This window comes from Geomonas agri (assembly GCF_020179605.1).
Taxonomy (GTDB): Bacteria; Desulfobacterota; Desulfuromonadia; order Geobacterales; family Geobacteraceae; genus Geomonas; species Geomonas agri.
This window is the reverse complement of the sequence record NZ_JAINZO010000001.1, coordinates 749,360-775,542: the sequence shown is the minus strand read 5'-3', so window position 1 is coordinate 775,542 and position 26,183 is coordinate 749,360. Positions and strand designations below refer to the sequence as shown.

Below are 26,183 nucleotides of genomic sequence, written 5' to 3'. Positions count from 1 at the left end.
CTACCGCTTCAACTGGGCCAAAAGGGTCCTCGCTGCCGCGCTGTCCGGGCATTCCCCCAGGGAGAGGGAGTCCTGCAGCGCCTTCTGGGAGCGTCCCCGGTCTCCGGCCTGGTGGTAGGCGAGCCCCAGGTGGTAGCGCACCGTGGGGTCCTTCGGGAGCAGGGCAACCGCCCGCTCCAGGACCTTCACCGCGTCCTGGCTGCGGCCGTTACGGTACAGGGCGTACCCCACCGTGTCGGTGACGCTCGGGTTGCCTGGTTCCAGCCGGTAGGCGCTGATGGCGTAGCGCAGGGCCTCCTCCTTGCTGCCGTAACCGTCGGCGCTCAGGTAGGCCAGGTTGTTGAGCGCCGGGACGTACCTGGGGTTTACGTCGACGATGTCGCGGTACCTTGCTGCCGCCTCGCGCTTTTTGCCGGTTCCCTCCAGAAGCGCCGCCAGGGCAAACTGTGCCGATGCGGAGTCGGGCTGCACCTTGAGCGCCCCCTGGAGGGAGGCGAGCGCCGCCGGGTAATCCTTTTTCGCCCGGTAAAGCTCGCCCAGGAGGATGCGTGCCTCCACGCTCTTGGGATCGACCTGCACGGCCCGCGAGGCCTGGGCGAGGGCCGCGGCTGTGTCGCCGCTTCCCTGGTAGACGTTGGCCAGCAGGAGATACCCCCGCACCGATGTGGGGTGGCGCGCGATGACCCCCCTGGCCTGCTCCACGGCCTTCCCCCCCTGCTTCATGGCGAGGTAGGCGGCAACCCTTAGAAAGCCCCCACGGTCCTCGTCGAGGGCAAAGAGGTCGTCGAACACCCTGAGCGCCTGCTGTGCTTGACCCTGCGCCAGGAGCAGGCGCCCCTTCGCCTCCAGTGGCACCGGGGAGCGCGGTTCGCGCCTGATCGCCTCATCCAGCGTGGCAAGCGCCTTCTCCGGGGTTTTCTTCTTCTGGTAGTAGGCTGCCAGGGCGAGGTACCCCTCCATCTTGCCGGTCTCGGACGCCTTCTGGTACCAGGCAAGCGCCTCGGCCTCCTTGCCGGAGATCTCGTTCAGCGACGCGAGCCCGAGCAGCGCCTGGAGGTTGCCGGGGACCCTCGCCTGCAGCGCCGCGAGCTCGGCAAGCGCCTTCGGGTACTCTGCGGAAGCCGCGTAGCAGGTGGCGAGGTTGTGGTAGCTTGCCGGCAGGAGCGGGTCCGCTTTCTTCGCCGCCTCGAGGCTCGCGACAGCCTCCCCCTTTTTCCCGGCGGAAAGCTGCAGCGCGGCCAGCGCGTTGTACAGGGGGGCGTCCCCCCTGCCGCCGGTTAGCCCCGCCTTGAGCAGCGCAACGGCCTTCTCGTTCTTTCCCTGCCCCCTGTAGTGGGAGGCAAGGATAAGCCTGCCGGTGAGGGCGTCGGGCGCAGCCTTCACCGCGCTCAAAAGCTCGCTCTCCCCTTCGGCCTCCTTACCCCTGCTGAAATAGAGCGCCCCCTTCCTTAGATGCGCACTCGCCTGCCGGGGGTCGAGCCTGGTAGCCCGGTCCAGCTCCCGCATCCCTTCCGCGAACTCCCCTTGGAGCACGTAGGCGCTACCCAAAAGGTTGTGCGCCGTGGCGTTGCCGTCGTCGGTAGAGAGGACCTTCTTCACCTCGGCGATCGCGTCGTCGGTACGCTTTTGCACGAGCAGGATCTGGGCGGCCATGAGCCGGGCGCGGCTTGAGTCTGGCATGCGGTCCAGGATGACGCGGAACTGGGAGAGCGCCGTCTCGAGCTCTCCCTTGCTGTAGTAGCAAAGGCCCAGGAAGTGGTAGGCCTCGAGGGTGGGGGCAAGCTTTATGGACTGCTGGAGCTGCGTGATGGCGTCGGCGTAGTTCTTCCTGTAGTAGCCGACCATACCCTTCAGGAGGTAGCCGTCCCCCCGCGTGGGGAAATCCTTGATCAGCTGGTCAGCGGCGCTGTCCGCTTTGCCGGCCTCGCCCCGCTCAAGCCACAGCCCTCCCAGCCTGAAGCGGGCAGGGATCTGGTTCGGGTCCTGTTTGACGATCCTCTCGTAGACCGCGAGGGCAGGGTCCCTGTGCCCGGCGGAGAGCTCCAGGTTCGCCTGCAGGTAGAGGGCCTTGATGTTGCCGGGCTCGGCGGATAAAAGCCGGTTCAGCTCCTTGCCCGCCTCCTCGCGTCGCCCCATGGAGAAATGTGCCGCGGCGAGGGCGAGCCTGGCCGACCCGCGCCGGGGATCGGCGCTGAGGGCCCGGGTCAGGTAGGAGAGTGCCCCGTCGTAATTTTTGCTCACGGCACACGCCTCGCCTGCCACCTCGAGCCCCTCGGAGCTGTCGGGGTGCCGGGAGAGGTACTGACGGGCTAGCTCGGTGGCGCGCTCCCCCTTGCCGGTCCTGCTCGCGAGCCTGGCAAGCTCGAGTACCGCCTCGTCCCGGGAAGGGTTCTGGGTGAGCACCTTGGTGAATTCCTTCTCCGCCTGCTCCGTTTTCCCCAGCGCCGCGTAGGCCCTGCCGAGCTGGAAGCGCGCCTCGAAGAAGTTGGCGTCCTTCTCGAGCGCGTTCTTGAAGTAGACTACCGCGGCACCGGGATTGGCTTCCAGCTGCTTCATCCCCTCGTCATAAAGGGTCTCTTTGGTTTTGCTGCCGCAGGCAGCACAGGTCAAAAGCACGATCAGAAGCAGGGGGAGTAATCTCACAGTAAGACCTCCACTCAGGCAGTAGGTACGGTGATTCAGTGATCTGTTGATTCATTAATTATGTCGAAAAATTTAACACTTAATGGTGCAAGCGCAAGTGAAATAATTCAGTCACTATGCAAGGGGGCAGGATTCGTACAGAGAAAAAAGTTACCGTGTGACACTCATTTGTGCAGATACATGAAATGGGGGATCGGCCTGAAAGCTTGGGGGAAACATTTTTTGAGAAAGGAATGATTTGTTAATACAAATAAATTACCGCCAACACAGCACGGCATCCACACTGGAGTGGCCGCATGGCTTGGGGACCACCCAAAGCAGGCTTTTACCCAACCGCGCTGAGGGCAGCCGTGAGGGAAAGAGGCAACCCCGCTCCCACCGGGAGCGGCCCACCGCCCGCGGATTGCCTCTTGCACCGGCAGCGCCGCGGAGCGCTCCTTCACCCCTCCCGGTGGCGGGGCCTCTCCCGCGGGACAGGCGGCAGCCTTCCCCCCCCCCGTGCCCGGGCCGCCCGGGGGGCGCCGTCCAAGCTCCCGGGCCTGTTCCCCTCCGGCAGCAGCGGGGAAATGCCCCGGCACTCATTGAGCTCCCTGCCGCAGGGGCAGAAATCGCCCAGGCGGACCTCACTGAGGGTGCAGAACTCGATCGCCGTCTCCCTGGCATACTGCAGGAATGTTTCCAGGCTTGCAAAGAAGCGCTCCGTATCGCCTGCGCTCCTGTTGAAGGGGGAGAGCCCCGGCACCAGCGTGGTCGAATGGAAGAACAGGTTCAGGTAGCCGATTTTCAACGCGCGCAAGCGCCTGGCGAGCATGACCATGCAAGGGCCGGTGGCAGTTTCCGGGGAGAGCGCCACCTTGTTCAAAAGCCTCAGCCGGTCGAGGATGCCGCAAAGCCTCATCTTCCTGAGCGGCGCTCTCTTGAGCAGTTCATCGGCGCGGCAGCAGATGTCGAAACCAGGCTGCAGAAAGCCCACCGTGGCAGGGAACTGCAGCAACTCGCCTGCGTCGTCGCTCTCGAAGATGTTCTCTGCGGAAAAGCGGTAGGGGCGGGGCGGGACCCTGCTGTAGTCGACCCCGTGGTAATCGGTCCAGCTGGTATAGGAGGTGACCGAGGTATCTATCTTGACCCCGAGCCTCTGGATGGAGCGTGCCGTGGCGCTACTGAAGGCCCAGCGACCGGCGCGGAAGGAGGCGGGCATGATCCCAAGGTTGTCGCAGATCGCGTTTTTGAGCGCTTCCAGCTTGCGGAACTGCAACTCCTCGGGGAGGTTGCACAGCATGCTGTTGATCGAGCAGAGCTGCTCCTCGAAGGGAGGGGTGTTCCAGGGGTGACAGTGCATGCCGACCTCGCACTTGCCGCGCGAGAGCAAGTCGGAGAAGAGCTCGATGGCCAGCGGGTCCGTGGCGACCGGGTAGTTGATGAGGTAGGTCGGCCGCATGCCGTAGCGGTCGAAAAGGGTCTGGAGTTTGTGGATCTGCTTCAGGTTCTCCAGCGAGTAGCACCGGTCCGTGTATCCACCCCAGTTGTCCTCTTCCGTATCGATGGTGATGACGAGCAACATGGCCCACCTCCGCTTATGGGACGCAGCGTCGAGGACTAGGGAAAAACCTGCGGCGACCGGGCGGAAGGCGCGCTGTCACGCCGGAGGAGGTCAAGGCCGTACTGCACCAGCCGGAACTTTTTCAGGAAGAGTTTCCACCCGCAGTTCCTGAAGTATTCGAGGGTGCCGGAAAAAGAGGCGGGGTAGATGGTGATCATCCCGCTGGCCCCGGTGCGGCCGGTCCACTCCATCTTCCAGGGTTCGCAGCCGCCGCACAGGTCGCAGACCGAATACCCTCCGGTCTCCCGGCACCAGGTGAGCACTTCGGCGAGAAGGAGCAGCCCCGGGGTGAGGTGCCGGTACTTTTCATCGTAGCCCGTCTTCAGGATGAATAGCGTGTTGCCCCGGACTAGGCAGAAACAGGCGGCGGTGACGCACTGGTCGAGCCTCAGCAGGAACAGGACCAGCGCGCCGCTTTCGAGCGCCCAGCGCGCCACTCCCCGGTAGTAGCTCTCCGCGTCGTGCCGGCACTTGATGGCCGTCCCCGCCTCCCCTTTCCAGCCGCGGTACTCTACCTCGAACACCTCGGAGAGGGTGGCTTCGAGGGAGTCGTTCCCGGTCACGGCCTGCAGCCAGATCCTGCCTTCCCTCGCCCCACGCTTGCGGCTTTGCCGCAGCGATTTCTGCACCCTTCCCGAAAGGCGCCCCAGCAGTTCCTCCTCGCTTTGGGGGACCTCAAGCCAGGGTGCCGTGGGGTGAAAGCTCTGATGGAAGCGCCCCCCCCTTCGGGCCAAAAGTTCCAGCAAAGGGCCGGTGTTGGGCCCCTGGGCAGGCATCTTTTCGATGGTGATGCTCTCTGCCGGGAAGAGGCGCGCCGCAGCGAGGAGAAAACCGGACAACGCCGCTGGACGCTCCTCCCCGGCCACGAGAAAATCATAACAGTGGGTCTCGTTGTTGGTGAGAGATCGGATGCTCCTTTGCTGCGTTCCCTCCTGCACCAACTGGCACGGGAAGATCCCCATCGGTTTCCCCCCCTTGGAGAGTACCGTCACCAAGGGGCGCGCGGCGGCGCCGAAGGAGCGCCACCAGCAGGAGAAATTCTCGAAGCTGAGAAAGACCCCGAGATCGCCGTAGGCCTTGGCGAGGGCGTCCCAGCTCCCCGGCAACTCCCGGGGAAAAGACCACTCCCGGTATGCGGTCGCCTCCCATCCGCCGGCAAGTTCCACCGTGAGGGGTGTCGAGTCGTGGCCCATGGCTTAGCGCACCCTGCGCAGCCAGTCGGTTTTCCAGAAGTAGAAACAGCAGCGGTCGCACCCTTCCTTGTCGTAGAGCCCGGTGCCGTCGCAGATCACGTCCCGCAGAACGACCGTGTCTTTCACCCGCACCATCTTCCAGGCGCGCTCGTCGAACATGGTCCTCACCGGCTTTAGGACGGTGTAGCGCTGCCCCGCAAAACGCTCCATTCCGGGCATGAACTGCAGCCTGCCGCAGCAGTTGTTGGCGTTCAGGGTCCGCCGGATCTCCTCCATGGTGAGGACCTCGACCAGGTCGCCCGGCTGCAGGCAGGAACCGGGCGGCGAGAAGAGCAGGTTAGCGCCCCTGTTGATGGCGCAGGCGCCGGCTGCGCTCACCTCCTCCATGCTGCTGAAGCGGCTGATCAGGCGCCGCTTGAGGGCGCTGTTCAAGCGCAGCGCGAAGGTCCTGGCCCTGTCGAAGACGGTGAGAGGGCCGCCCGAGCGGTACACCACCTGCAGCTGACATGTCCTGCCCCTTTCCATGACCTCCTCCTTCCCACGCGCCTGCTACCTGAGAAGCAGCTTCCCCGCGTGGCGGGCCATCCTCCAACACCCCGCCGACAGGGCGAGGGGACTTTTGCGCCAGAGCCTTAACTGCAGTGTGCGGCGGCCGCCCGTCGCCCAGAAGAATTTGTAACCTTCGTCCCCCTTCAGAAAATCGCAGCGCCGGTACCCCGCTTCCCGGGCGCTCACGATGCAGTGCCCCAAAAGGAGGTGCCCCACGCTGATCCTAGGGTTAAAGTCCTTGTCCACCGCCACGAGGTAGAGAAAGAGCGAGCCGTGGCAGCGAAAATGGAGCAGGCTGGCGATGTCGCGCCCGCCTACGGCAAGTGCGTCTATGCTCACCCCCCCCCCCTTCTCGCAGCGCTCCAGATACCCCGCAAGCAGGCGATGCAACACCTCACTGGTTCTCCCGGTCGCCTGTCGGTAAAAAGCGAAGAAACGCTCAAGGGAGGCCGCGTCGGCCTCTTCTTCCACCCGGTGGCTAACCGCGCCTTCCCGCTCCAGAATGGCGAGCTCTTTGTGAAACTTCTTCTTGCACCCTGGCGTGGCAGCAAGGGGCCACCCCTCCCGGTCGCTCGCCAGGTCGAGCACGGGGCAGAAGGCACCGGGGGTGATTTCATAGTACTTGCCCACTTCGTCGACCCGGTTCAGAAAGCGCAGCAGGAACACAGACTCGGCGGGGATATCCTGCAGGTGCAGCACGTCCCAGCGGCCGCGTCCCTCCCCCACAAGGTAGTGGTACAGGGCGTCGGCGACCTCCGTCTCGCGCCCCCTGCGGCAGAAGACGTCAAGGTAATCGCTCCCCCCTTCGGGTGTCCCCAGAAAGCGGATGGTGCGCCTTGGCAGCACCCCACCGCTCATCTCCAGGAAAAAGGGGGCGATGCCTGCCACCCTTCCCTTCTCCTCGAAAGAGAGGACGAAGAGGCTGCGCTTTTTGCCAAGGCAGCACTCAACCCAGGTTGCCAGCCACTCCCAGCGCAGAAAGGGGCTGTCCGAAACCGAAGCCTCGAGCAGTTCGTTCCACGATAGAGCCAGCCCTTGAAGCTTGGCGGGGGAGTCGATGACGGTGACGGACAGGTTGCTCATTTCCCCTCACAGTGCCGGGCCAAAGTCTCGAAGAGGATACTGCTCAAACAGGGAGCCGTTCTTTTCTCTGAGAGCAGGTCTGGTTTGTTGGATGTTAAGTCTACAACCAAGTTTACTGAGATCAAGCTAACTAAATGCCTCATGCAAATCGAAGCAATGAGAGAGGCAAAAACGCCAGTGTTACTGTTGCTTAACAACTACCGTCAAAGCTTTAAATTAAATATTTTTATTGTCAATAGATAGTGTGCGCCTGCTTATCCGTGACATTTCCTTTTTATGCAATCGCTGCTACAATTTTGCCCATGTTTGAGTCATCCCACATGAAGCAGGGAACCGATGTCCAAAACGGCAATCCAGGCACGACTGTACAGGGAAGCTGTCTGCCGCGTCCTCCCCTTCGCCGTTTTCATGGCGTTTGTGGGGCTCCAGGAACTTCTCCAGATCGCCGAAAGGGCCGGGTGGCTCAAGCTCCCCCCAACCGCCCATCTCTACCTGTACCCGATCAAGGCGTTGACCGTGGCAGTCCTCCTGTGGGCCTACCGGAAGAAGTACCGCGAACTGCACCTCGAAGAACTGTGTAACCTCACGAGAAACGTCACGGTTGTCCTGGTCGGAGTGGTCACCTTCGTCCTCTGGATCTCCATCGACTACGCCGTTCCGTTCTCCGCGGCACCCGCCGGCTTCATGCCGCATCTTCTACCCGCCGGACCGGTGCGTCTCGCGATTACCGGGGTGCGCATGGCAGGAGCGGTGCTCGTAGTGCCCCTCATGGAGGAACTGTTCTGGCGTTCCTTTTTGCTGCGTTACCTTGTCCACCCCGCTTTCCGCTCGGTGCGGATCGGCACCTTCACCTGGCCTTCTTTCCTGCTCACCACCGTTCTTTTCGGGCTGGAGCACCACCTTTTCTGGGCCGGTATGGCAGCAGGCGCAATCTATAACTTCGTCTGCTACCGGACCCGCAGCATCACCCTCTGCGTCCTCGCCCACGCCGTCACCAACCTCGCCCTGGTCTGCTACGTCCTTGCCACCGGAAACTGGCACCTCTGGTAAGGGGCTGTCGAGATCCATTACAGCTCCCATTGAAAGCGCCAACCGCAAATAACTGATTTTACGACGATTCGTTCGCCGCCTTACCACAAGCCTTGTCGACCGCCTTTACACCTGGTAACCATCTGAAAAATAAAGATAATGATATCAGCTCCTTGCAAACTGGGCTCGCAACTTGCTACTGGATGGGCACGTGACCAAGTTTGAGATAAACTGAATAGGAGGCTGTCATGAAAAAGAGTATTCTCGTAATCTTTGGTTTATTTATGATGTTCGGCACTTCAGCAGCTTTCGCTACTTTGGTTCCGGACCCGCTTGACCCTGCGGTGATGCACATCGGGGATCCACCCAACACTGGAACCTACCTCTATTATGGAAACACAGACCCTGAAGTTAGGCCGATTTCCAATACCCATCTCGGCATTCAGGAAAACGGCGATGGTCAACCCCCCCTTAACGACCCGCTGCTCATGATCATAGGGGTCCCCTACGTGGATAAGGATGCAATCCCAACAGCCCCGCCCTCCTCCATAACCCTCTCCACCGGCACGGGCGCCCTCGGGGGAACCGATTTCTACGGCGGGACCTGGAACACCTCCACCGGATTTGCCGGAAAGTTCAATACCGAGAAAGTGGACCTCTACAGTTGGATGGGGCTCGTTCCGTCTGGCAACGCCTCGAACAACTTCGGTAACTGGCATGACGCGGATCTGGCGGTGAACGGCATCGATGCGAGTTTCTTCGCCATCTTCGTCTACAGCCTGAACGGTACCGGCATCTCTGGCGGAGAAACCATCGACGTCACCTTCTCCGATCCCTTGGCAAACGGGACCTTCGTGGTGGCCTACGGACAGGCGTATGTTGGCAATGGTCCAGACCCAGGAATACACTCCTTCACCACCCCGTTCACCGAGGCAGGGCTCACCCACACCCCGCCAGTTCCCGAGCCTGGCACCATGATCCTCCTGGGCACCGGGTTCCTCGGTCTCGCAATCTGGGGCAAGCGGCGCAGAAACGCCTAAGCTCTGATAAATCAAGGGCCAAAGAGGGTGCCTTCCGGCACCCTCTTTTTTTGGGGCCCTTCTTCCCCAATCCTGTCGGATTCCTTTACAGTCCCGACATGAAAAGGAGATTCGGAAAGTTCACCGCGGCAGCCGCGCTGGCCCTGCTGGGATCCATGGCCGGGAGTGCCTACGCCAGCAGCATCGTCAAGACCTTCAACGTCTGGAACCAAGACGCGACCGTCGGCAACTACGGCACCGTCACGGTCGACGATACCGAAGCCAGCAAGATCAAATTCGTCGTGGACGCCAACGACCGCTTCTTAACCGCACCGGCAATAACATCGGCGGCACCCCGACCCTTACCTGGGGGAGCTTCTACTTCAAAGTGACCGACGAGACCACGTTGAACCTGAGCAGCTTCGATTTCACCGGCATGGCCACAGCACCTCCTGGTCCGCGGGCAGCGCGGCAACGTCTCCACGTTCGGCATCTTCAACAAAGACGCTAGCTACCAGGGGAGGACGATCGACAACACCCCTCTCACCTTCTACTACAACCTGGGAAGCAGCACCCTGACCACCCAGGATTTCGTCGTGGCAAACATCGAAGGTTAATTCTTCAGCTCGCACCTGAGAAACATAGCTGATCCGCCGGTGCCGGGAAACAGCGTATGGCTCGCCTCCATCGACAACCCGCCGGTCCCCGAGCCTGGCACCATGGTGCTTCTTGGTGCCGGTTTCCTTGGCCTGGCCATCTACGGCAAACGCCGCAGGAACTAAACTCGTTAACGAGAAGGAACGACAAAAGGCGATGCCCGCATGGGCATCGCCTTTTTTGGATTTTCCCCTTCAAATAAAAAGGGGGCCTTAGCGCCCCCTCTTCCGTTACCTTGTCAAGCATCCCGACAAAGGCCGGCGCCCCCCTGTAAAGCAATCCGACAGCCAGCACCTCATGCTGCGGCACTTCCCATGTGCCGTCTTTCCGGACCGCCGTAATTTTTCTTGTTCTTTGCGGAACGGATCGGATCGACACCGATGGTTACCCAACCAGAGGAGCGCAGAAATCGCGCCACGACACCGGCCTCGATCAAACTGTCCAGCATGTAGTCCTTCACGTAGTCGTACCGCTTGTTTGTCCAATGCACTTGAACCAGCATAACCGCCCCCTCGTGCTGCGGCTTCAGTTACCTCAGCCAGTTTCTTGTTATGACTTCTCAAACTAAAGCGACTGCAATTTTCAGACCCCCCTCAGCATGGACGACGCGAATGCTCCTGGTGGTACCGCGCTGTCGCCTAGAACTGTCCCAAAACCACTCGGGCCTGTCTTGAGGAGCCGGCCAACGGTGTCTGCGTATCCTGCTGGGCCTGCACCAAGCGCATCATGTTAGCCCCTTCCTCCCTGATGTCAATCGGAGCGTCACTGTCTCCCCCTGCCGCTACTGCTTGAGAGGACCAATCGCGTTCAATCGTGGCAGGCGCGCGATCCGCGAGCAGGCGGCACACCGGCGTAAGCTGTGTTTTTTTCATACCCGCTCCTTATCCCCCTTGGGGTGCGGGATGGCTTGATGCCATCCCGCCTGAAGAGACTAGAACAGCTTAAGGATGGACTGCGCCGCGGCTGACGAGAGGCTCAGCGAGGTGGTGCCCAGGGACTGGCGGGTTTGCAGCATGAGCATGTTGGCCCCTTCCTCGTTCATGTCGGCGAGGGTCAGGTTGTCGGCGCCGGTCTGCAGGGTGTTAATCATGTCGTCGGTAAAGCTTTGGCGCGTGGTGATGATGTTCAGGTTGGCGGCCAGGGCCTGGGTATTGACCCTGAGGGTCGAGATGGCGGTATCCATCTTCGCCGTGTCGGTGGTGATATCAGAGACAGTCTGCCAGCTGCCGCTGGCCGCGGTGAGGCTCAGGCCGTCGGAGCTAGCCAGGAAACCGACCACGTCCAGGGTCGAGCTGGCATCCTCGTTGAAGTTGACGGTCAAGGTGTTGATGCTGCTCAACAGGTCCAGGCCACGGTACCCCGAGTCGGAGGAGATGTTGTCGATCTGGCTGCGGATGGTGTTGTACTGGTTGGCCAGCTTCGACTGCACGGTGGTATCGCTGGTGGAGAGGGCGGACTGGGCCACGCCCTTGGCGGCGTTGATCAGACCGGTGATGGCGCTGATCCCGGCGTTGGTCGCCTTGACCGTCTGGACCGCTTCCGACATGCCGTCCTTGCGGTCGGAGAGGTCGCTGGCGCGCTGGTTGGCATTTTGGGCCGCGAAATAGTTGGTCGGGTTGTCCAGGGCGCTGTTGACCTGCTTGCCCGACGACAGCCTCTGTTGGGTGCGGTTCAACAGCTGGCTGGTGTTCTGCAGGTACAAAAGGTTGGTCCTCATGCCGGCGGTCAAAGAGATGTCACTTACTGTCATGGCGTTACTCCTTTTCTGGGCGACCCGGCGTTCTGCCGGTGGTTTTCCAACCGTTGCGCTGCCTCGCACGGAAAAAGGTCGCAGAGTGGCCAGTTCGGCGCCCCCTCCGCACGCACGAATAGTATGCTTATCGACGTCGGGAAATATAACTTAAGAAGTTTTTAATTCAAAAATATAAACTTTATTCGAGGAGAATCAGGTAACGGGGATGCAGAGGGATGCGGGGTGCCGGCGCCTCCCTACGCGGGAGTGCGCCGGCAATGCACTAGGGGGCCTGCTGGGGAAAGCGGACCACCGCCTCGCCGTCGGCGGGGGGAGCAGTCGCCTTGCGGCGGTTGGCGCCACCGGAGAAGAGGAGGAAGCCGTACTTGCCGTAGTGGGTTACCTTGGGACCGTACTGGACCGCAGCCGCAGGTGACCCCGGTTCGAAGAGGGCGACGACGCCTTTCCCGGGCGCCATACGCTGTAGCACCGTGAGGGTGAGCGCGTCCTCCTCCCCGGCTCCGGCAGGGGTGACCGCCTCGGCACCGGTCGGCAGCAGCGCTAGGTCGCGGGGCCGGCCGCAAAAGATAAGATCGTGCCCCGCCACCTGCGCGGGCTTCAACTCCGCCTCGTCGACAACTGCCGCCTTCCCTTGGGAGAGGGAGGCGAGAAAAGTCCGGAAACCCACCAGGTCGGTCCGGCAGTTCCTGGTGGTCACCCCGACTAGGTTGCCGGACCCCTTGATGCTGTTGACCGTGGCCGGTATCTCGCCGGGGGAGAGCACACGAAAGACCTCCGCATCAGGGTCGAGCAGCAGGCGCTGCGGCTGTCCCGGCGCGGCAAGATCGAAGGAGGTGGCTCCCTTGGCTGGCACCGGCACCAGCCGGGCGAGCGCCCCCGCGGTGCTCTCCAACCGCAAGGGGACCTCCTGCGCGAAGTACGGCGGGGTCTGTGCCAGCGTCCCCGTCACCTGCCATCCCGCCCCCTCCTGTCGACTCCGCGTGCCCTTCAGGGCGAGCCGCGCGCCCCCGGGGCGCTCGATAAGCGGCCTGATCTGGGGCAGGTCCCTGCCGGAGGCCTCCGTGAAGACGCGCAGCAGGTCGCTCCAGGAGGCGGAGCGGTACATGCGCTGCCGCGCCAGCTCGCGCAACGCCCCGAAGAAGGCCTTGTCGCCGATCCGGGACCGGATCATGTGGAACACCATGGCGGCCTTGCCGTAGCCGATGGCCCGGGACGCGGGATCGTTGCGGCTCACGAAGGCGGTGAGCGGGAAATCGTTGTCCGGGGTGACCAGGGAGGCGTAATCGATGAGGAGCTGCTTGCGGTATTCGGCCGCCTCAGACTGCGAGCGACGTTCCTTCAAAAGGTAGTCGGCCAGGTAGGTAACCAGCCCCTCGCACCAGTTTCCCTCTGCGAGTTCCACGTCAATTCCGTTGCCCCACCAGGAATGGGCGATCTCGTGCGGAAGACTGGTGTCGACGATGAAGGGAAGCCTGATCACCGAGCCGCCAAGCAGGGTGAAGGACGGGAACCCGTAGCCGGTCGGGAAGAAGTTCTCCACCACCGCGAACTTCTCGAACGGATAGGGGCCGAACAGTTCCTGGTACAGGGTGAGATATTTCGCAGCCGCCTCCAGGTAGCGCGGCGCAAGTTCGGCGTTGTCCCGGTAGAAGTAGCTGTAGAGCGTGATACCAGCCGCCTTGCGCTCCTGCACCAGGTACGGGCCGGCGCACAGGGACACCGCCCCCACCGGCCTGGTCTCCTGCCACACCGACCGGGTGACGCCCCCGGAAGTTTCCCTGGCCAGTCGTGCCCCGAAGGTGATGGCTTCCATGCCAGCCGGCGCCGAGATGGTGACCTTGCGGCTGGCGGGAACCTGCTCCGGCACTGGGTACCAATCGGCTCCCCCCCCGAGGAAGGTCCCCTCGCTGCCGATGGCGGCGTTGACGCCGTAGCTTGGATCCTCGCCCGCAGCGGGGTGCCGGGACACTTGGTCGTTGAAGCTGGCCCGGTAGGACACCACCACGCTGCTCTCCCCCAGCGGGAGCTCCAGGTCGATGGCCCCGGAGCGGAAGGTATAGGGAAGGTCGCGGCCGCCGCAACGCACCCGCTCGACCCGCGCCTGGCTCGCGAGCCGGAGCCGGACGCTGCTACTGCCGGGAGCGAAGACAATGCGGCTTTCGCCGGAGATTTCATGGCGGGGAGGATCGAGGGTAACCGCCAGTTCCTGGCTCACCACCACCTGAGACACCGGCGCCGCGGCGCGGCAAGGTGACGCCGTGACAAGCAACATGAAAAAAAGGAATAACCGCACCGAAACCACCCGCACAGGCACCTCCTACCGACGCCGCATCGGCGCTATGTTGCTCCTGCCCGCAAGGCAAGAAGCGATCAAAGTTGTGATGTTTGCCTCGGTCAGTACGTCACGCTGCAGCAGGTGCTCGCCAAAACCGGGACGGCAGACCTGGTCCTAACCAGGGAGGTGCACGACGCGCAACCGAACTACGTGCTTTCCAGCCCATTTTCGCCAGGAGCTGGGGTCCTACGACTGGCGCCTGTACCGCGACATCTTCATGTCCGCGCGCGAGAACCGGATTCCCGTGGTCGGCCTGAATGTCAACAAGGACCTGGTGACCAAGGTTCACCTGGACAGCCTCCCCTCGTGAGAGAAAGCGGTGCCACATTACGGCCATTTCCCCTTGATTGCAAGTCATCCCTTAGAAAAGCTTGTTCCAGATCAACGTGACGCCGTTACCTGAACGACCGTTGCGCATCGCCCCTGATTCCCAACTCCAGGCAAGGTAGAGCGAGGAATTCCAGACAAAAGCGCTGTCTACGGCGACCGTGACGGCGGCGCCCTGCATCCGGTCGAAGGCGACCCGGTCGTTCCCCACCGCAGTGGCGCGATCCGCCCAGATGTAGGAGCCGAGCGTGCTCAGGTAGAGGAAAAAAGCAAGTTCGCGACGGTAGCCGGCGCTGGCCGTCACATAGCCGCGCGCCAGCACCCGGTCGTAGATCACGCCGCTGTAGTGCGGCCAGGCAAGGTCGTACTGCTCGCTCGGGAAAGGTGCGCCGTCCAAGCGGAAGGCGTTGAAGCGATCCCCCCTACCCTGCGCTGTCATGCCGCCGTAGAGGCTGAACAGGAGCCTGTTGCGCTCAGAGAGCCCCGGCACCCCGGCCGCTCCGACCAGGTGCCCCTCCACCTGGGTGTAATCGCGATTGCCCCGGTCGCCCGGTCCTCCCTCCCCTTGCCACCTGTCCCGGTGCAGGTGGTCGATGTCGAACCCGGCAGCTAGCCCGTGGTGCGGCAGTTCCAGTAGGTTGCGGCGCAGCCCGTCGTAGCGGCAACGCAACCGGGCGCCAAGGAGCGACGTGTTGGGAGGGATCCAGAGACCGGGTGCGGTGTCACTTTCCCGGTGGGCGTAAAAGTACCCTCCTCGTCCCACCAGTTGCACTCTGAGGTCATTGTCGACTTGGAAGGGGTAGACCGGCTTGCGCCAGCCAACGCCGAACGAGCCAAGCAGCACCCCGTGGTAGAGCGCGGTGCCGCGGATCTCCTTGTCGTCACGGAGTTCCCGTCCCGCCACCGGGAGCGTGTCGTTGTCGAACTGGGCCACCAGGTCCCATCCCCCGACGTCGCGCAGATAGTCGAGCTCGTTAACGAAAACCGCCACCATAGCCCGCCGGTAGCTGCGGTCGGTGATGCGCCGGTGGTACAGGGCGGCCACTGGAATGGCCGGACTCTGCCCCTGTGCCGGTGCTAGCAGCGAGCCCCCCACGGTGATGGAGGTCATCCTGGTGCGGTCAACGGCCGGTATGCTCGCCTGCTGTCCCATGAAGGTGACCTGTTTTGCCTCGCCGGCCAGGGGGGTATGGTATTCCGGCTCCTCCGCGGCTATGCAGAACGGGGGCCGCTGCACGAGTAGCCACGCCGCAAGAAGACCCAATAGGAGCCTCCACCATCGATGACGCACCTGTATCGTTGCGCCGCCCGGACCGCTCCGACCGCTACCCCCTCCCGCCCCTGCTCCGGCATTCTCCCCCTGCCCCAAACTCGTTTCCCCCTTTGCCTGCCCTATTCCGCTGGCCATGGCTGCCTCCGTTTGAGTTGTGCTGGCGCTGCCTATCCAGGAACAACGCTCCACTATAATTGGAAATTACTAATACTCAAGGAGCCACACAACAAGCCATTTTGCAGTTGACAGCCTATGGTTACCAGATGGTAAGGTTGCCATCAGGTAACCAGGAGGTTCTTGAGATGGAGCAACTGACGCCACGACAACAGGAGGTGCTGGAGATTATTTCCCGGCACGTAGAGGCCTACGGCTACCCCCCCACCTTGCGCGAGATCGGCGCAAAGCTCGGGGTGAGCGGCACACTGGGGGTACTGAAGCATCTGGAGGCACTTGAGAAGAAGGGGTACCTGCGCCGTCAGGAGGGGAGCACGCGAGGAATCACGCTGAACCGGCAGGGGCAGGGAGCAAGTCTCCCCATCGTGGGGACAGTGCGGGCCGGGGCGCTGCACCCGGCCATCGAGGACATCGAGGGGCACTTCACCATCGACCGCTCCCAATTAGACAAGGGTGGCACATTCTTCCTTCGCGTTAAGGGGGACTCCATGATCAACGCCCACATCAAGGAGGGAGATCTTGCCTTGGTGCGCCCGCAGCCCGACGCCAACAACAAGGACATTGTGGTCGCCATGGTGGCCGGCGAGGCGACTCTCAAGCGCTTTTACCGCGAGGCGAACAGAATCCGGCTGCAACCTGAAAACCCCAACTATGATCCCATCTTGGTACACGAGAGTGACGGCGAGGTCTCCATCGTGGGGAAAGTAGTTGGCATCTACCGGCAGATGGAGTAATTTCATGCAGCGCCTGAGCGACAGCGTCAGGGTAGCCGCCATCTTCGCCCCTGGCTCCGGGATCCGCCCGGTCTGGTTCGAGTGGGGCAGGAAAAAGTGCTGCGTCACCCGCCTTGCCTACTGCTGGAAGGACGCACTGGGGGGAGCCACCCGCTTGCACTTCGCGGTCTGCGACGACAGTAACCTCTATGAACTGATGTACGACACCTCCGACCAGAACTGGACCCTCATGGGGGTCGAGGAGCAGTAGCACTTGGCCGAGAACAGGATCATCCTGCACATCGACATGAATGCCTTTTTCGCGTCGGTCGAGCAACAGTCGAACCCCGCCCTGCAGGGGAAACCGGTAGCGGTGATCGGTGCGGCCAAGCGCACCATCATCACCACCTGTTCCTACGAGGCGCGCGCCTTCGGAGTCAGGACCGGGATGAACAGTTGGGAGGCGCGCCAGAAGTGCCCGGAGCTGATCTTCGTGGTGGGCAACAACAAGAAGTACAGCTACACCTCCAAGCAGATCATCGCCATCATGCGCGAGTACACCCCGCTGGTGGAGGTCTTCTCCATCGACGAAGCCTTCCTCGACGTGACGGGGAGCTTGAGCCTGTTCGGCTCCGCTGAGGAGATCTCCCGGATGATCAAGGAGCGCATCAGGGAGCGCTTCGGCCTCACTTGCTCGGTGGGCATCGCTCCCAACAAGCTCCTGGCCAAACTCGCCTCTGACATGCAAAAGCCCGACGGGCTCACCGTGATCGCGCCGGACCAGGTGGCCCGGGTCATGGAAAGGCTGCCGATCCAGCAGCTGTGTGGCATCGGCGCCAAGACCCAGCAGCAACTGGCAGCGTTCGGCATCAGGACCTGCGGTGAGCTGGCGCGGTTCCCGGTCGACATCCTCAGGAAGAAATTCGGCGTCACCGGTGAGCGGCTGCACTACATGGGGCTCGGGGTGGATGACGCCCCGGTGGTCCCCGAGGAGGAGGCCGAGGAGGTGAAGAGCGTTGGTCACAGCACCACGCTCGACGCCGATCTTTGCCAGCGATCCGAGATTCTGGCGGTACTGCTGCAGCTCTCCGAAATGGTAGGCAGGCGCGCCAGGAAGTACCGCGTCACCGGCAAGACAGTCACCCTTACTATCCGCTACCCTGATTTCACCACCTTCTCCCGCCAGATGAGCCGCGCCGCCCCCACTAACAACAGCGACGAGATTTACCGCGACGCCGTGCAGTTGCTGGACCAGCTGGAACTGGCCCAGCCGGTGCGCCTTTTGGGGGTGCGCATCACCAACCTGACCCACCAGGCGGAACAGCTCCCCCTGTTCGAGAACGAACGGAAAAAGGCGCTCGTAGCGAGCGCCATGGACTGCCTCAACAACAGGTTCGGGGACTTTTCGGTCACCTACGGCACCCTGCTCGGCAAGGAGTGCGGCGCCAAGGTCATCTCACCGGCCTGGAAGCCGGAGGGGGTGCGCAACGTGAACGCGGACTGAACGCGTCCCACGCGCGGGGCAAGCAGGTAAAGAAGGAAGGGAGCCGCGGCCAGGCAACACCGCCCCCCTGCGACGGATCACAGCCTCCGGATCAGTTGCATGAGCAGGTTGCCGTTCGCTGTAGGGTCGAAGTAGCGCCTGCACTTGTCCGCCCCGCTCTGGCCGATCCTGGCGGCCGTTTCCGGATGGTCGAGGCAGTATTCGAGTGCGCCGGCAATGGCGGAGACGTCGCCCGGCTCGACGATGATCGCATCCTCCATGTGGCTGAGGTAGCGGCGTACGTCCCCCACGTCCGAGACGATGACCGGGTTGCCGGTGGCCAGGTACTCGCCCAGTTTGAAGGGGAAGCCGGCGTTGGCGTAGGTCGAGCCGGTTCTGGTCACGCAGAGGACGTCGGCCCCAGATAGGAAGCGGTAGAAGGCGCTGTCATCCAGGTAGCCGATGTACTGTATGGCGGGATTGGATGCGATGCGCGGCTGGTAAAGCTTGACGCTCGCCCCGGTGCCGCACAGCATCAGGGTGCAGTTCCCCTTCTTTTGCTGCACCTTCTCAAAAGCATCCAGCAACTGCTCGATGCCGTCCTTCTTGGCAAAGGACCCCGCGTAGACGATCCTCGTCGGCCCTGGCTCCCTGTCCGGGCGGACCTTCGTACCGCACCGGGCCGAGATCGGGATCAGCACCAGGGGCACCGAAGCATTCACCTTCTTGCCGTAGAGCGCTCTTAGGTAGTTGGAGATCACCACGACGCCGTCGGCAAGCCCAAGAAAAAACCGGTCCAATAGCTCCCCCGCCAGCCACCTGATCTTACCCGGCAGGCTCAACTTGTCGTCAATGAAGGTGTTGTCCTCGACGATGTCGAAGATGACCAAGTACCCCAGGCGCTTGGCGGCCAGTATGAAGGCTACGCTTTCCAAGGTGACGCCGCCGTAACTGTACAGTACGTTCCTTCCCCCCGAGATACGCCACCGCTTCAGTGCCCCTACCCCATCCCTAAGGTAGCGGAACAGTCCCGAGACCAGGAAACGGTCCAGCTTTAGATCGGCGCCGATGCGCCGGTACTCCGTGCCGAGGTAGTTCCCCGCTTGCTCCGTTCCCGCGTTCTCGCCCGTCGATCGTAGTTGCAGCACCCTGGTCGTCGTCGACAGCCCGTTCAAGTAGTCCAGGAAATGCTGGATCCGTTTGGTCGATGCCATCCCGGAGGGGTACCCGAATTTTCCCAAGAAGACTACGTTGATGTCGTTTGCCATGACTGATTCTCCCGCTCTGCCGTTTCGTGCTAGAATCCCGGAACGCCGGTCGGAACCTGGTCCCAGTAGGTGACCGAGCCGTTATGCCAACGCACGATCTGGACGCTTTCGTCCTGCGAGATGACGATGGCTATGGCCTGGTGTAGCCGCTGGCAGAGGCGGTACGCCGCCCTGTGCCTCGTCCCCACCCCCTCGCTCAGCACCGACTCGCACTGCCCGCCCTCCGTATCCAGGGCATGCGCCACCATCCCCACGCTATCCAGGTCTCCGGAGATGACCCCGCCGAAGCCGAGCAGTTCCTGCCGCTTGGTAATCACCACTGCGCCGTCCACGGCGGAGAGCGCCGCAATGAAGTGGGCGACGTCGAAGATGGCCTCATCGAGCAGCGCGATGTTCTCATTTTTGCTGTTGACGTACTCGTGCCACCCCACCATTTTCCCTTCTGCAGCCGCGCTCCCGTTGATCTCAGCCAGGGTGTTCATGATGCGCAAGGTGAGCGAAAGGAAGCGCTGCCGCGAATCGAATTCCAGGAACTGGTACTTCAGGGTCAGGTAGGGGTTCTGCTCCATGATCTCGTCAGCCATCTCGGCCGGCAGGTAGACCAACAGCCCGCCGTGGTTGGAGTTTCTGATCACGCTGATTATGCGACGGATTGCCTGCTGTCCGATCTTGCTGCCGAATTCGGGGTCGAGGTCGGCCCAGGGGCGCTCCGCGCGCTGCCGCGCCTTGCGGTGCAGGGCGAAGGTCTCGTCGTTCAAGGGGGAAAGGCTCTTCCTCATCCAGTCGGAGTTAAAGACGTCCAGGGTCGGGCAGTTGATCTGCCCCCCGTTCAGCGAGGCGATGATCTCGTCCCCGATGCAGACCGAGATCTGCCCCGGACCGGTGACGTAGACCACCAGGCTCGGCGGCATGGGGGGAGAGGTCTTGCGGCCGCCGTAGACGGCATGCATCCAGCGGGTTCCTGAGTGGAGTAGCCCCCAGATCTGGGCCCCGAGAGCGGGATCGATGAAGATGCCGATCAGTGTGCGGTAGAAGTCGGCGGCAGGCGCCAGGCGGTGCAGCTCGTATTCGTTGAAGGGACGCGTCCTGGAGAAGATGAGGCGGTGCATCCCGGTCGGGGGGCCCTCCTGGGCGGCGAAGAGGTAGGAGTCCCGGATGATGAGCCGGAACATGACCGGGCGCTCCTCTTCGCGCAAGAGGCTCGCCTGGTAGCAGGTGGAGATCACCTGCTCCAGCACCGCGCGCTCGGGAAGCTGCAGGCTCCCCGCTTCCCGCTCTGGGCAGACCCGCTCCAGAAACGCCTCGTCCCGCCACCGGGCGTAGATGAAGGCGACCAGTTCTCTTGGGTAGCTGTGTCCCTCTCTCATCTCCTCCCCCGCATCGTTACAGGCACCACACCCGGATTCCGGCGCTCGCCATCTGGTGCGGGTCGTAGATACCCTTGACGTCGATCAGGACCGGGTTCTCGACCATGAGGCTCGCGAACTTGGCCGGGCTCCACTGCCGGTAGTCGTCGTGGGCCACCGCAACCACCACCGCGACCGCCGGTTGCAGACGGTCCGGATCCTTGAGCGATACCCCGTAGGCGCTCCTCGCCTCCTGGGGATCCGCCATCGGGTCGCATACCTGTACCTTCAGACCGTAGTCCCCCAGTTCGTTCAGGATGTCCACCACCTTGGAGTTCCTGAGGTCCGGGCAGTTCTCCTTGAAGGTGAGGCCGAGCACCGTGACGTAGGAGCCGAGCACGTGGTGCCCGGCCCTGATGATCTCCTTGACCGCGCGCTGGGCAACAAATTTCCCCATACCGTCGTTGATGCGCCGGCCTGCCAGGATCACCTGGGGGATGTAGCCGATCTTCTCCGCTTGATAGGTCAGGTAATAGGGGTCGACGCCGATGCAATGCCCGCCGACGAGCCCCGGCTTGAAGTTGAGGAAGTTCCACTTGCTCCCCGCGGCAGAGAGCACCTCGCTGGTGTCGATGCCGAGTCGGTCGAAGATCAGGGCCAGCTCGTTCATGAGGGCGATGTTCAGGTCGCGCTGGGTGTTCTCGATCACCTTGGCCGCCTCCGCGACCTTGATGGAGGGGGCGCGGTGCACCCCCGGGACCACCACTTCCGAGTAGACCGACGCGATCACGTCAAGGGTGCGGGGGTCCTGGCCCGACACCACCTTCAGGATGCTGGTAAAGGTGTGCTCCTTGTCGCCGGGATTGATCCGCTCCGGGCTGTACCCCACGGTGAAGTCGTCCGGGCTCTTCATCCCCGAGACCCGCTCCAGAATCGGTAGGCAAATCTCCTCGGTGACGCCGGGGTACACCGTCGACTCGTAGACCACAATGTCCCCCTTTTTGAGCGCCTTCCCTACGGTCTCCGATGCGCTGCACAACAGGGTGAGGTCAGGCTGGTTGGCCGGGTCAACCGGCGTAGGAACGGCCACCACGTGGAAGTCGGCCTCGCGCAGGTCCTCAATCCTGTTGGTGTAACAGATATCCGCGCTCACCAGCTCCTCCGAAGCCACCTCACCGGTCCGGTCGCACCCCGCTCGCAACTCATCAATCCTTCTCGTGCTGATGTCAAAGCCGATGGTGCTGCGCACCTTGCCGAAGGCCACCGCTACGGGCAGCCCGACGTACCCCAGGCCCACCACCGCAATCTTGCGTCCATGCCCCATGCTGCACCTCCCTTTGCCGGCACCACTGGTGGTGCCGGCCCGCTCTCACCATGAGTCACCGTATGCCTTAGTCTGCGGCCATAATCCGCGGCCGCAGGGCAGGCGCCACTCCGAAAAAAACATTGGACATTTTTAAGATATTTACTGCAAAGCTCCAGAGAGGAAGTGTAAAAAAAACCTTTTTTTTAGCGTCAAGGCCACAAACTTCCCGGCTACCCTCATCGTTGACCGCTTCCGCCCCGGTCAAGGGCGCGGAAGCTTTACATGGACCCGCTATTTTGTTAAGATGCCGGCGTTTCTCTTCCCCCGAAAAGGTTTTCCAAATGTCTGAAATGACGCCCATGATGCGGCAGTTCCTCGAGATTAAGGCAGAACACCCCGACGCCATCCTCTTCTTTAGATGCGGCGACTTCTACGAAATGTTCCTTGACGATGCGGTAAAAGCTTCCCGCATCCTCGGTATAACCCTTACTTCGCGCAACAAAAACGCGGATGGCTCGGAGGTTCCCCTGTGCGGAGTCCCCTACCACTCCTGCGCTCCCTACATTGCCAAGTTGGTTGAGGCGGGCGAGAAGGTGGCCATCTGCGAACAGGCGGAGGACCCCAAGCTCGCCAAGGGGATCGTGAAGCGCGAGGTGGTCAAGGTGATCACCCCGGGGCTCGTGATCGAGGACGCCTCACTTTCTCCCAAGGAAAATAATTACCTCTTGGCCCTTTGCAGCGACGGCGACTGCTACGGGCTCTCCTACCTGGACCTCTCCACCGGCGAGTTCCGGGTCACCGAGCTTTCCGGGCTGCAGGCAGCGCTCGCTGAAGTTGCCTGCATTGCGCCGCGCGAGATCATCCTTCCCTCCTCCTTCCGGGAACCGCAACGCGCCAAGGAGATGGCACCGGCTGCGACGGACCGCAGCGTCACCTACTTCGAGGAGTGGGTCTACGACAGCGATTACTGCAACCGCCTGATCGGCAACCAGTTCAAGGGGGCCACCGCCGAGACGCTTGGCTGCCATACCCTCCCGGTCGCGCTTCTTGCCGCGGGTGCCGTGCTGCACTACCTGGTGGATACCCAGAAGGGGAACGCCCCGCACGTCACCGGGATCACCCCTTACAACCAAAACCAGCACCTGCTCCTGGACGAGTCGACCCGGCGCAACCTGGAGCTGACCCAGACCATCGCCGACGGCAAGCGCAAGGGGTCACTCCTTGGGCTCATGGACCGTACCGTCACCGCGATGGGGGGGAGAAAACTCAAGCAGTGGATCAACTACCCGCTCATGGACCAGGAGAAGATCCGCGGACGCCAGGACGCGCTGCAGGAGCTGATCGAGTTCCCCGGCGTGCGCGCCGAACTGAAGACGCTTCTCTCCGGAGTCTACGATCTGGAGCGCCTGAACGGGCGCATCAGCCTCGCCTCAGCGTCGGCCAAGGACCTGGCGGCGCTCAAGTCGTCGCTGTCCCGGCTCCCCGCCATCAAGGAGCAGGTAGGGACGTTGGCCGCGCCCCTGCTGCAGGAGTTGAATAACGGCATCGATCCCCTCTCCGAGATCTGTGACCTGATTACCCGCGCCATCGTGGAGGATCCCCCCTTCGTGCTGCGCGACGGCGGCATCATCGCCGACGGCTACAATGCGGAGTTGGACGACCTGCGCGCCATCAGCCGCGAGGGAAAGGGATTCATCGCGCGTCTGGAAGCCCAGGAAAAGGGGCGCACCGGGATCTCCTCCCTCAAGATCCGCTACAACAAGGTGTTCGGCTACTACATCGAGGTCACCAAGGCCAACGTCTCCGCCATCCCCGAGGACTACATCAGGCGGCAGACCCTGGCCAACGCCGAGCGCTACATCACACCGGAACTGAAGGAATACGAGGAGAAGGTGCTCGGGGCCGAGGACCGCATCAAGGACCTCGAGTTCAACCTGTTCCAGGAAGTGCGCGAGGCGGCAGCGGCACAGGGCGAGCGTATCGCACGGAGCGCCGACCGGCTCGCCTGCCTGGACGTCCTAGCCTCCCTGGCCGAACTCGCCCATGACAAGGGGTACTGCCGCCCCGAGGTGCACGAGGGGAGCGAGCTCTCCATCACCGAGGGAAGGCACCCGGTCATCGAGGACATGTACTCCTCGGAGCGCTTCGTCCCCAACGACACGCTGCTCGATAACGGCGAGAACCAACTCATTATCATCACCGGCCCCAACATGGCCGGTAAGTCGACCTTCATGCGCCAGGTAGCCCTGATAACCCTCATGGCGCAGATGGGGAGCTTCGTGCCGGCCGAGAAGGCCCGCATCCCGCTGGTGGACCGCATCTTCACCCGCGTCGGCGCGTCGGACAACCTGGCCCGCGGCCACTCCACTTTTATGGTCGAGATGATGGAGAGCGCCGCAATCCTGAGGGGGGCCACGGCCAAGAGCCTGGTCATCCTGGACGAGATCGGGCGCGGCACCTCGACCTTCGACGGCGTCTCCATAGCCTGGGCCGTCGCCGAGTTCCTGCACGACAACAAGGCGCACGCGGCCAAGACGCTGTTCGCCACGCACTACCACGAACTCACCGAGCTCGCCGTCACCCGCCCCGGCATCAAGAACTTCAACATCGCGGTCCGCGAGTGGAACGAGCGCATCATCTTCCTGAGGAAAATCGTTCCCGGTGGCGCCTCGCACTCCTACGGCATCCAGGTGGCGCGACTGGCCGGGCTCCCGCAGGCGGTAATCGACCGCGCCAAGGAAATCCTTACCAACCTTGAGAAGGGCGAGTACGGCGAGGGTGGCGTACCGCGACTTGCGCGAGGCAAGAAAAACCCTCCCCCCTCCCCCCAGCTTTCGCTCTTCGGCGGGGGCGACGACCAGATCAGGGAGAGGTTGAAAGGCGTTGAAGTGGCGCTGTTGACGCCGCTGGAGGCGCTGAACCTGGTGGACGAACTGAAGAGGATGATCTGAATGGCACAGTCGAGAGGTCTAGGCGCATGAAGCGCAGGGAATTCGTTAAATACCTGGGGCTTGCCGCACCCTACTGCCGCTGGCTCGCCTGCCGGACCGTAGCGGCGCAGGGCTCGTTGCTGCTCGCGCCGCTTTGGAATGGCTCCGCTCAAGCCGCCCCCGGCGCGCCCCTGGTCCCGGTCACCGATTTGAAGCACTGGTCCACCCCGTATTACACCAGGGTTTCCATCACGCTGGACCAGGAGGTGCGCTTCGAGCACCACAAACTCCCCAACCGGCTCTACCTCGACCTGCAGGGGACCCATCTCAACCCTGGCGTCAAGGATCTCACCATCGGTGACGGCCTGTTGAAGAGCGTGCGCATCGCCCAGTTCGCGGCCTCCACGGTGCGGGTGGTGCTCGACCTGGACAGCATCAAGGAATACAAGGTCTTCACCTTTTCCGAGCCGTACCGCGTCATCGTGGACGTAAAGGGCGATCGCAGGCAGGAAATCTCCGCCTCCAAAGAGGTGATCGAGAGCGCCCCTGCCGAGCCCAAGAGCGTGGAAAGGGTCAATCCGCCCGAGAAGCCCAAAGCAGTGGAGAAAGGGAAACAGGCGAAATTCAAGCCGGGACGGATCCGCAGGATCGTGATCGACCCGGGGCACGGCGGTCACGACCCCGGCGCGGTGAGCCCGTCGGGGACCAGGGAGAAAGACATCGTGCTCCAGATCGGCCTGGACCTGGCGCAGAAGGTAAGGGAGGAATTGGGCGTCGACGTCGTCATGACCCGTTCCACCGACGTCTTCATCGAGTTGCAGGAGCGCACCGCCATCGCCAACAAGGTGGGAGCCGACCTCTTCGTCTCCATCCACGCCAACGCCTCGCTGAACCGCAACGCCAACGGCATCGAGACCTACTACCTGAACCTTGCCAAGACCGAGAAAGTGGCACAGTTGGCCGCCAAGGAGAACGGGACTTCGCTGGAAAAAGTCAGCACCCTGCAGGCCATTCTGTTCGACCTGATGGCCAACTACAAGCTGAACGACTCGGCCCACCTGGCCGACGAGGTGCAAAAGGCGCTTTACAAGAAGGCGCAGACCGGCTACCCGACCGTGAAGAACCTGGGGGTAAAACAGGGTCCCTTCTACGTCCTGGTAGGCGCCACCATGCCCAGCATCCTGGTGGAGACCGCGTTTTTAAGCAATGAAAGGGACGAGCAAAAGCTCAAGGATCCGCACTACCAGGCTCTCACAGCGGACGGCATCCTAGCCGGGATCAAGGGGTACATCACTAGCATCAATAAGGCGTGAGCACCTAGTACCGACAGCAAATCCACTCTGTCTCCCTTCACAAAGGAGGACGCTAGTTCTTGTGTTGCGGCTTCGTGACAGCAGGTAGCGACCCCAGATATCCCGTATGAACCTTGTGCAGACGAGATCTGGGGGATATAGCAAAATGCAAAAAGGCCGGCAAATGCCGGCCTTTTTTATTATCGCTGG

The 26,183-nt window shown here is 62.4% G+C and carries 23 protein-coding genes; 10 read left to right on the top strand and 13 right to left on the bottom strand.

Going from position 1 to position 26,183, the window contains the following annotated elements; genetic code table 11:
- The 5 genes from prsT to K7R21_RS03415 all read right to left on the bottom strand — a co-directional run bounded on the left by prsT (nucleotide 1) and on the right by K7R21_RS03415 (nucleotide 7,068).
- Nucleotides 1–2,643, bottom strand: a complete 2,643-nt coding sequence (gene prsT / locus K7R21_RS03435; RefSeq protein WP_224981895.1) for an XrtA/PEP-CTERM system TPR-repeat protein PrsT — start codon at nucleotides 2,641–2,643, stop codon at nucleotides 1–3.
- A gap of 439 nt (nucleotides 2,644–3,082) precedes the next feature.
- Complete coding sequence (locus tag K7R21_RS03430) at nucleotides 3,083–4,204, bottom strand: polysaccharide deacetylase family protein (RefSeq protein WP_224981894.1); 1,122 nt, start codon at nucleotides 4,202–4,204, stop codon at nucleotides 3,083–3,085.
- Nucleotides 4,205–4,239: 35 nt separating this feature from the next.
- The gene (locus K7R21_RS03425) at nucleotides 4,240–5,436 is read right to left on the bottom strand and encodes a GNAT family N-acetyltransferase (RefSeq protein ID WP_224981893.1); all 1,197 of its coding nucleotides are present in this window, start codon (nucleotides 5,434–5,436) and stop codon (nucleotides 4,240–4,242) included.
- Nucleotides 5,437–5,439: 3 nt separating this feature from the next.
- A complete protein-coding gene (locus K7R21_RS03420; protein ID WP_224981892.1) occupies nucleotides 5,440–5,961 on the bottom strand; it encodes a hypothetical protein in 522 nt (173 codons plus the stop codon).
- A 24-nt stretch (nucleotides 5,962–5,985) separates the two neighbouring features.
- Nucleotides 5,986–7,068 (bottom strand): GNAT family N-acetyltransferase, encoded by a 1,083-nt coding sequence (locus K7R21_RS03415; protein ID WP_224981891.1) that lies wholly within the window; start codon nucleotides 7,066–7,068, stop codon nucleotides 5,986–5,988.
- Between the two features lie 336 nt (nucleotides 7,069–7,404).
- Between K7R21_RS03415 and K7R21_RS03410 the strand changes: the two genes are divergently transcribed.
- From K7R21_RS03410 to K7R21_RS03395, 4 genes are all read left to right on the top strand, one after another.
- On the top strand, nucleotides 7,405–8,118 hold the full coding sequence (locus K7R21_RS03410) for a CAAX prenyl protease-related protein (protein WP_224981890.1): 714 nt from the start codon (nucleotides 7,405–7,407) through the stop codon (nucleotides 8,116–8,118).
- A 488-nt stretch (nucleotides 8,119–8,606) separates the two neighbouring features.
- The gene (locus K7R21_RS03405; RefSeq protein ID WP_224981889.1) at nucleotides 8,607–9,137 is read left to right on the top strand and encodes a PEP-CTERM sorting domain-containing protein; all 531 of its coding nucleotides are present in this window, start codon (nucleotides 8,607–8,609) and stop codon (nucleotides 9,135–9,137) included.
- Nucleotides 9,138–9,235: 98 nt separating this feature from the next.
- The gene (locus K7R21_RS03400) at nucleotides 9,236–9,508 is read left to right on the top strand and encodes a hypothetical protein (protein WP_224981888.1); all 273 of its coding nucleotides are present in this window, start codon (nucleotides 9,236–9,238) and stop codon (nucleotides 9,506–9,508) included.
- 264 nt (nucleotides 9,509–9,772) lie between these two features.
- Nucleotides 9,773–9,898 carry a PEP-CTERM sorting domain-containing protein gene (locus tag K7R21_RS03395; RefSeq protein WP_224981887.1) on the top strand — a complete coding sequence of 42 codons (126 nt, stop codon included), beginning with the start codon at nucleotides 9,773–9,775 and terminating at the stop codon, nucleotides 9,896–9,898.
- Nucleotides 9,899–10,068: 170 nt separating this feature from the next.
- Here the strand turns inward: K7R21_RS03395 and K7R21_RS03390 are convergent, their stop codons facing one another.
- From K7R21_RS03390 to K7R21_RS03375, 4 genes are all read right to left on the bottom strand, one after another.
- Nucleotides 10,069–10,275: a GSU3473 family protein gene (locus tag K7R21_RS03390; RefSeq protein WP_224981886.1), complete on the bottom strand. Its 207-nt coding sequence runs from the start codon at nucleotides 10,273–10,275 to the stop codon at nucleotides 10,069–10,071.
- A gap of 136 nt (nucleotides 10,276–10,411) precedes the next feature.
- Entirely contained in the window at nucleotides 10,412–10,645 is a 234-nt protein-coding gene (locus tag K7R21_RS03385; RefSeq protein ID WP_224981885.1) for a hypothetical protein, read from the bottom strand.
- A gap of 59 nt (nucleotides 10,646–10,704) precedes the next feature.
- Nucleotides 10,705–11,523, bottom strand: a complete 819-nt coding sequence (locus K7R21_RS03380) for a flagellin N-terminal helical domain-containing protein (protein ID WP_224981884.1) — start codon at nucleotides 11,521–11,523, stop codon at nucleotides 10,705–10,707.
- A 265-nt stretch (nucleotides 11,524–11,788) separates the two neighbouring features.
- The gene (locus K7R21_RS03375) at nucleotides 11,789–13,819 is read right to left on the bottom strand and encodes a M1 family metallopeptidase (RefSeq protein ID WP_224981883.1); all 2,031 of its coding nucleotides are present in this window, start codon (nucleotides 13,817–13,819) and stop codon (nucleotides 11,789–11,791) included.
- Between the two features lie 259 nt (nucleotides 13,820–14,078).
- Between K7R21_RS03375 and K7R21_RS20915 the strand changes: the two genes are divergently transcribed.
- Nucleotides 14,079–14,171, top strand: a complete 93-nt coding sequence (locus tag K7R21_RS20915) for a hypothetical protein (protein ID WP_404813620.1) — start codon at nucleotides 14,079–14,081, stop codon at nucleotides 14,169–14,171.
- Between the two features lie 51 nt (nucleotides 14,172–14,222).
- Here the strand turns inward: K7R21_RS20915 and K7R21_RS03365 are convergent, their stop codons facing one another.
- Nucleotides 14,223–15,452, bottom strand: coding sequence for a porin (locus tag K7R21_RS03365; RefSeq protein ID WP_224981882.1), 1,230 nt, complete (start codon nucleotides 15,450–15,452; stop codon nucleotides 14,223–14,225).
- Nucleotides 15,453–15,763: 311 nt separating this feature from the next.
- Here K7R21_RS03365 and lexA point away from each other — a divergent pair, with 311 nt between their 5' ends.
- From lexA to dinB, 3 genes are read left to right on the top strand one after another with little or no spacing between them, the layout of a single operon-like run.
- On the top strand, nucleotides 15,764–16,369 hold the full coding sequence (lexA, locus tag K7R21_RS03360; RefSeq protein WP_224981881.1) for a transcriptional repressor LexA: 606 nt from the start codon (nucleotides 15,764–15,766) through the stop codon (nucleotides 16,367–16,369).
- Between the two features lie 4 nt (nucleotides 16,370–16,373).
- Nucleotides 16,374–16,619, top strand: a complete 246-nt coding sequence (locus tag K7R21_RS03355) for a hypothetical protein (protein ID WP_224981880.1) — start codon at nucleotides 16,374–16,376, stop codon at nucleotides 16,617–16,619.
- Nucleotides 16,620–16,622: 3 nt separating this feature from the next.
- Complete coding sequence (gene dinB / locus K7R21_RS03350) at nucleotides 16,623–17,852, top strand: DNA polymerase IV (protein WP_224981879.1); 1,230 nt, start codon at nucleotides 16,623–16,625, stop codon at nucleotides 17,850–17,852.
- A gap of 77 nt (nucleotides 17,853–17,929) precedes the next feature.
- Here the strand turns inward: dinB and K7R21_RS03345 are convergent, their stop codons facing one another.
- The 3 genes from K7R21_RS03345 to K7R21_RS03335 are packed head-to-tail and all read right to left on the bottom strand — an operon-like array spanning nucleotide 17,930 to nucleotide 21,769.
- Nucleotides 17,930–19,099: a glycosyltransferase family 4 protein gene (locus K7R21_RS03345; RefSeq protein WP_224981878.1), complete on the bottom strand. Its 1,170-nt coding sequence runs from the start codon at nucleotides 19,097–19,099 to the stop codon at nucleotides 17,930–17,932.
- A 29-nt stretch (nucleotides 19,100–19,128) separates the two neighbouring features.
- Nucleotides 19,129–20,466, bottom strand: a complete 1,338-nt coding sequence (locus tag K7R21_RS03340) for a putative sensor domain DACNV-containing protein (protein ID WP_224981877.1) — start codon at nucleotides 20,464–20,466, stop codon at nucleotides 19,129–19,131.
- A gap of 16 nt (nucleotides 20,467–20,482) precedes the next feature.
- Nucleotides 20,483–21,769 (bottom strand): nucleotide sugar dehydrogenase, encoded by a 1,287-nt coding sequence (locus K7R21_RS03335; RefSeq protein ID WP_224981876.1) that lies wholly within the window; start codon nucleotides 21,767–21,769, stop codon nucleotides 20,483–20,485.
- 323 nt (nucleotides 21,770–22,092) lie between these two features.
- Between K7R21_RS03335 and mutS the strand changes: the two genes are divergently transcribed.
- A complete protein-coding gene (mutS, locus tag K7R21_RS03330) occupies nucleotides 22,093–24,702 on the top strand; it encodes a DNA mismatch repair protein MutS (protein WP_224981875.1) in 2,610 nt (869 codons plus the stop codon).
- A gap of 26 nt (nucleotides 24,703–24,728) precedes the next feature.
- Nucleotides 24,729–25,994, top strand: a complete 1,266-nt coding sequence (locus K7R21_RS03325; protein ID WP_224981874.1) for an N-acetylmuramoyl-L-alanine amidase — start codon at nucleotides 24,729–24,731, stop codon at nucleotides 25,992–25,994.
- Nucleotides 25,995–26,183 lie beyond the last annotated feature (189 nt).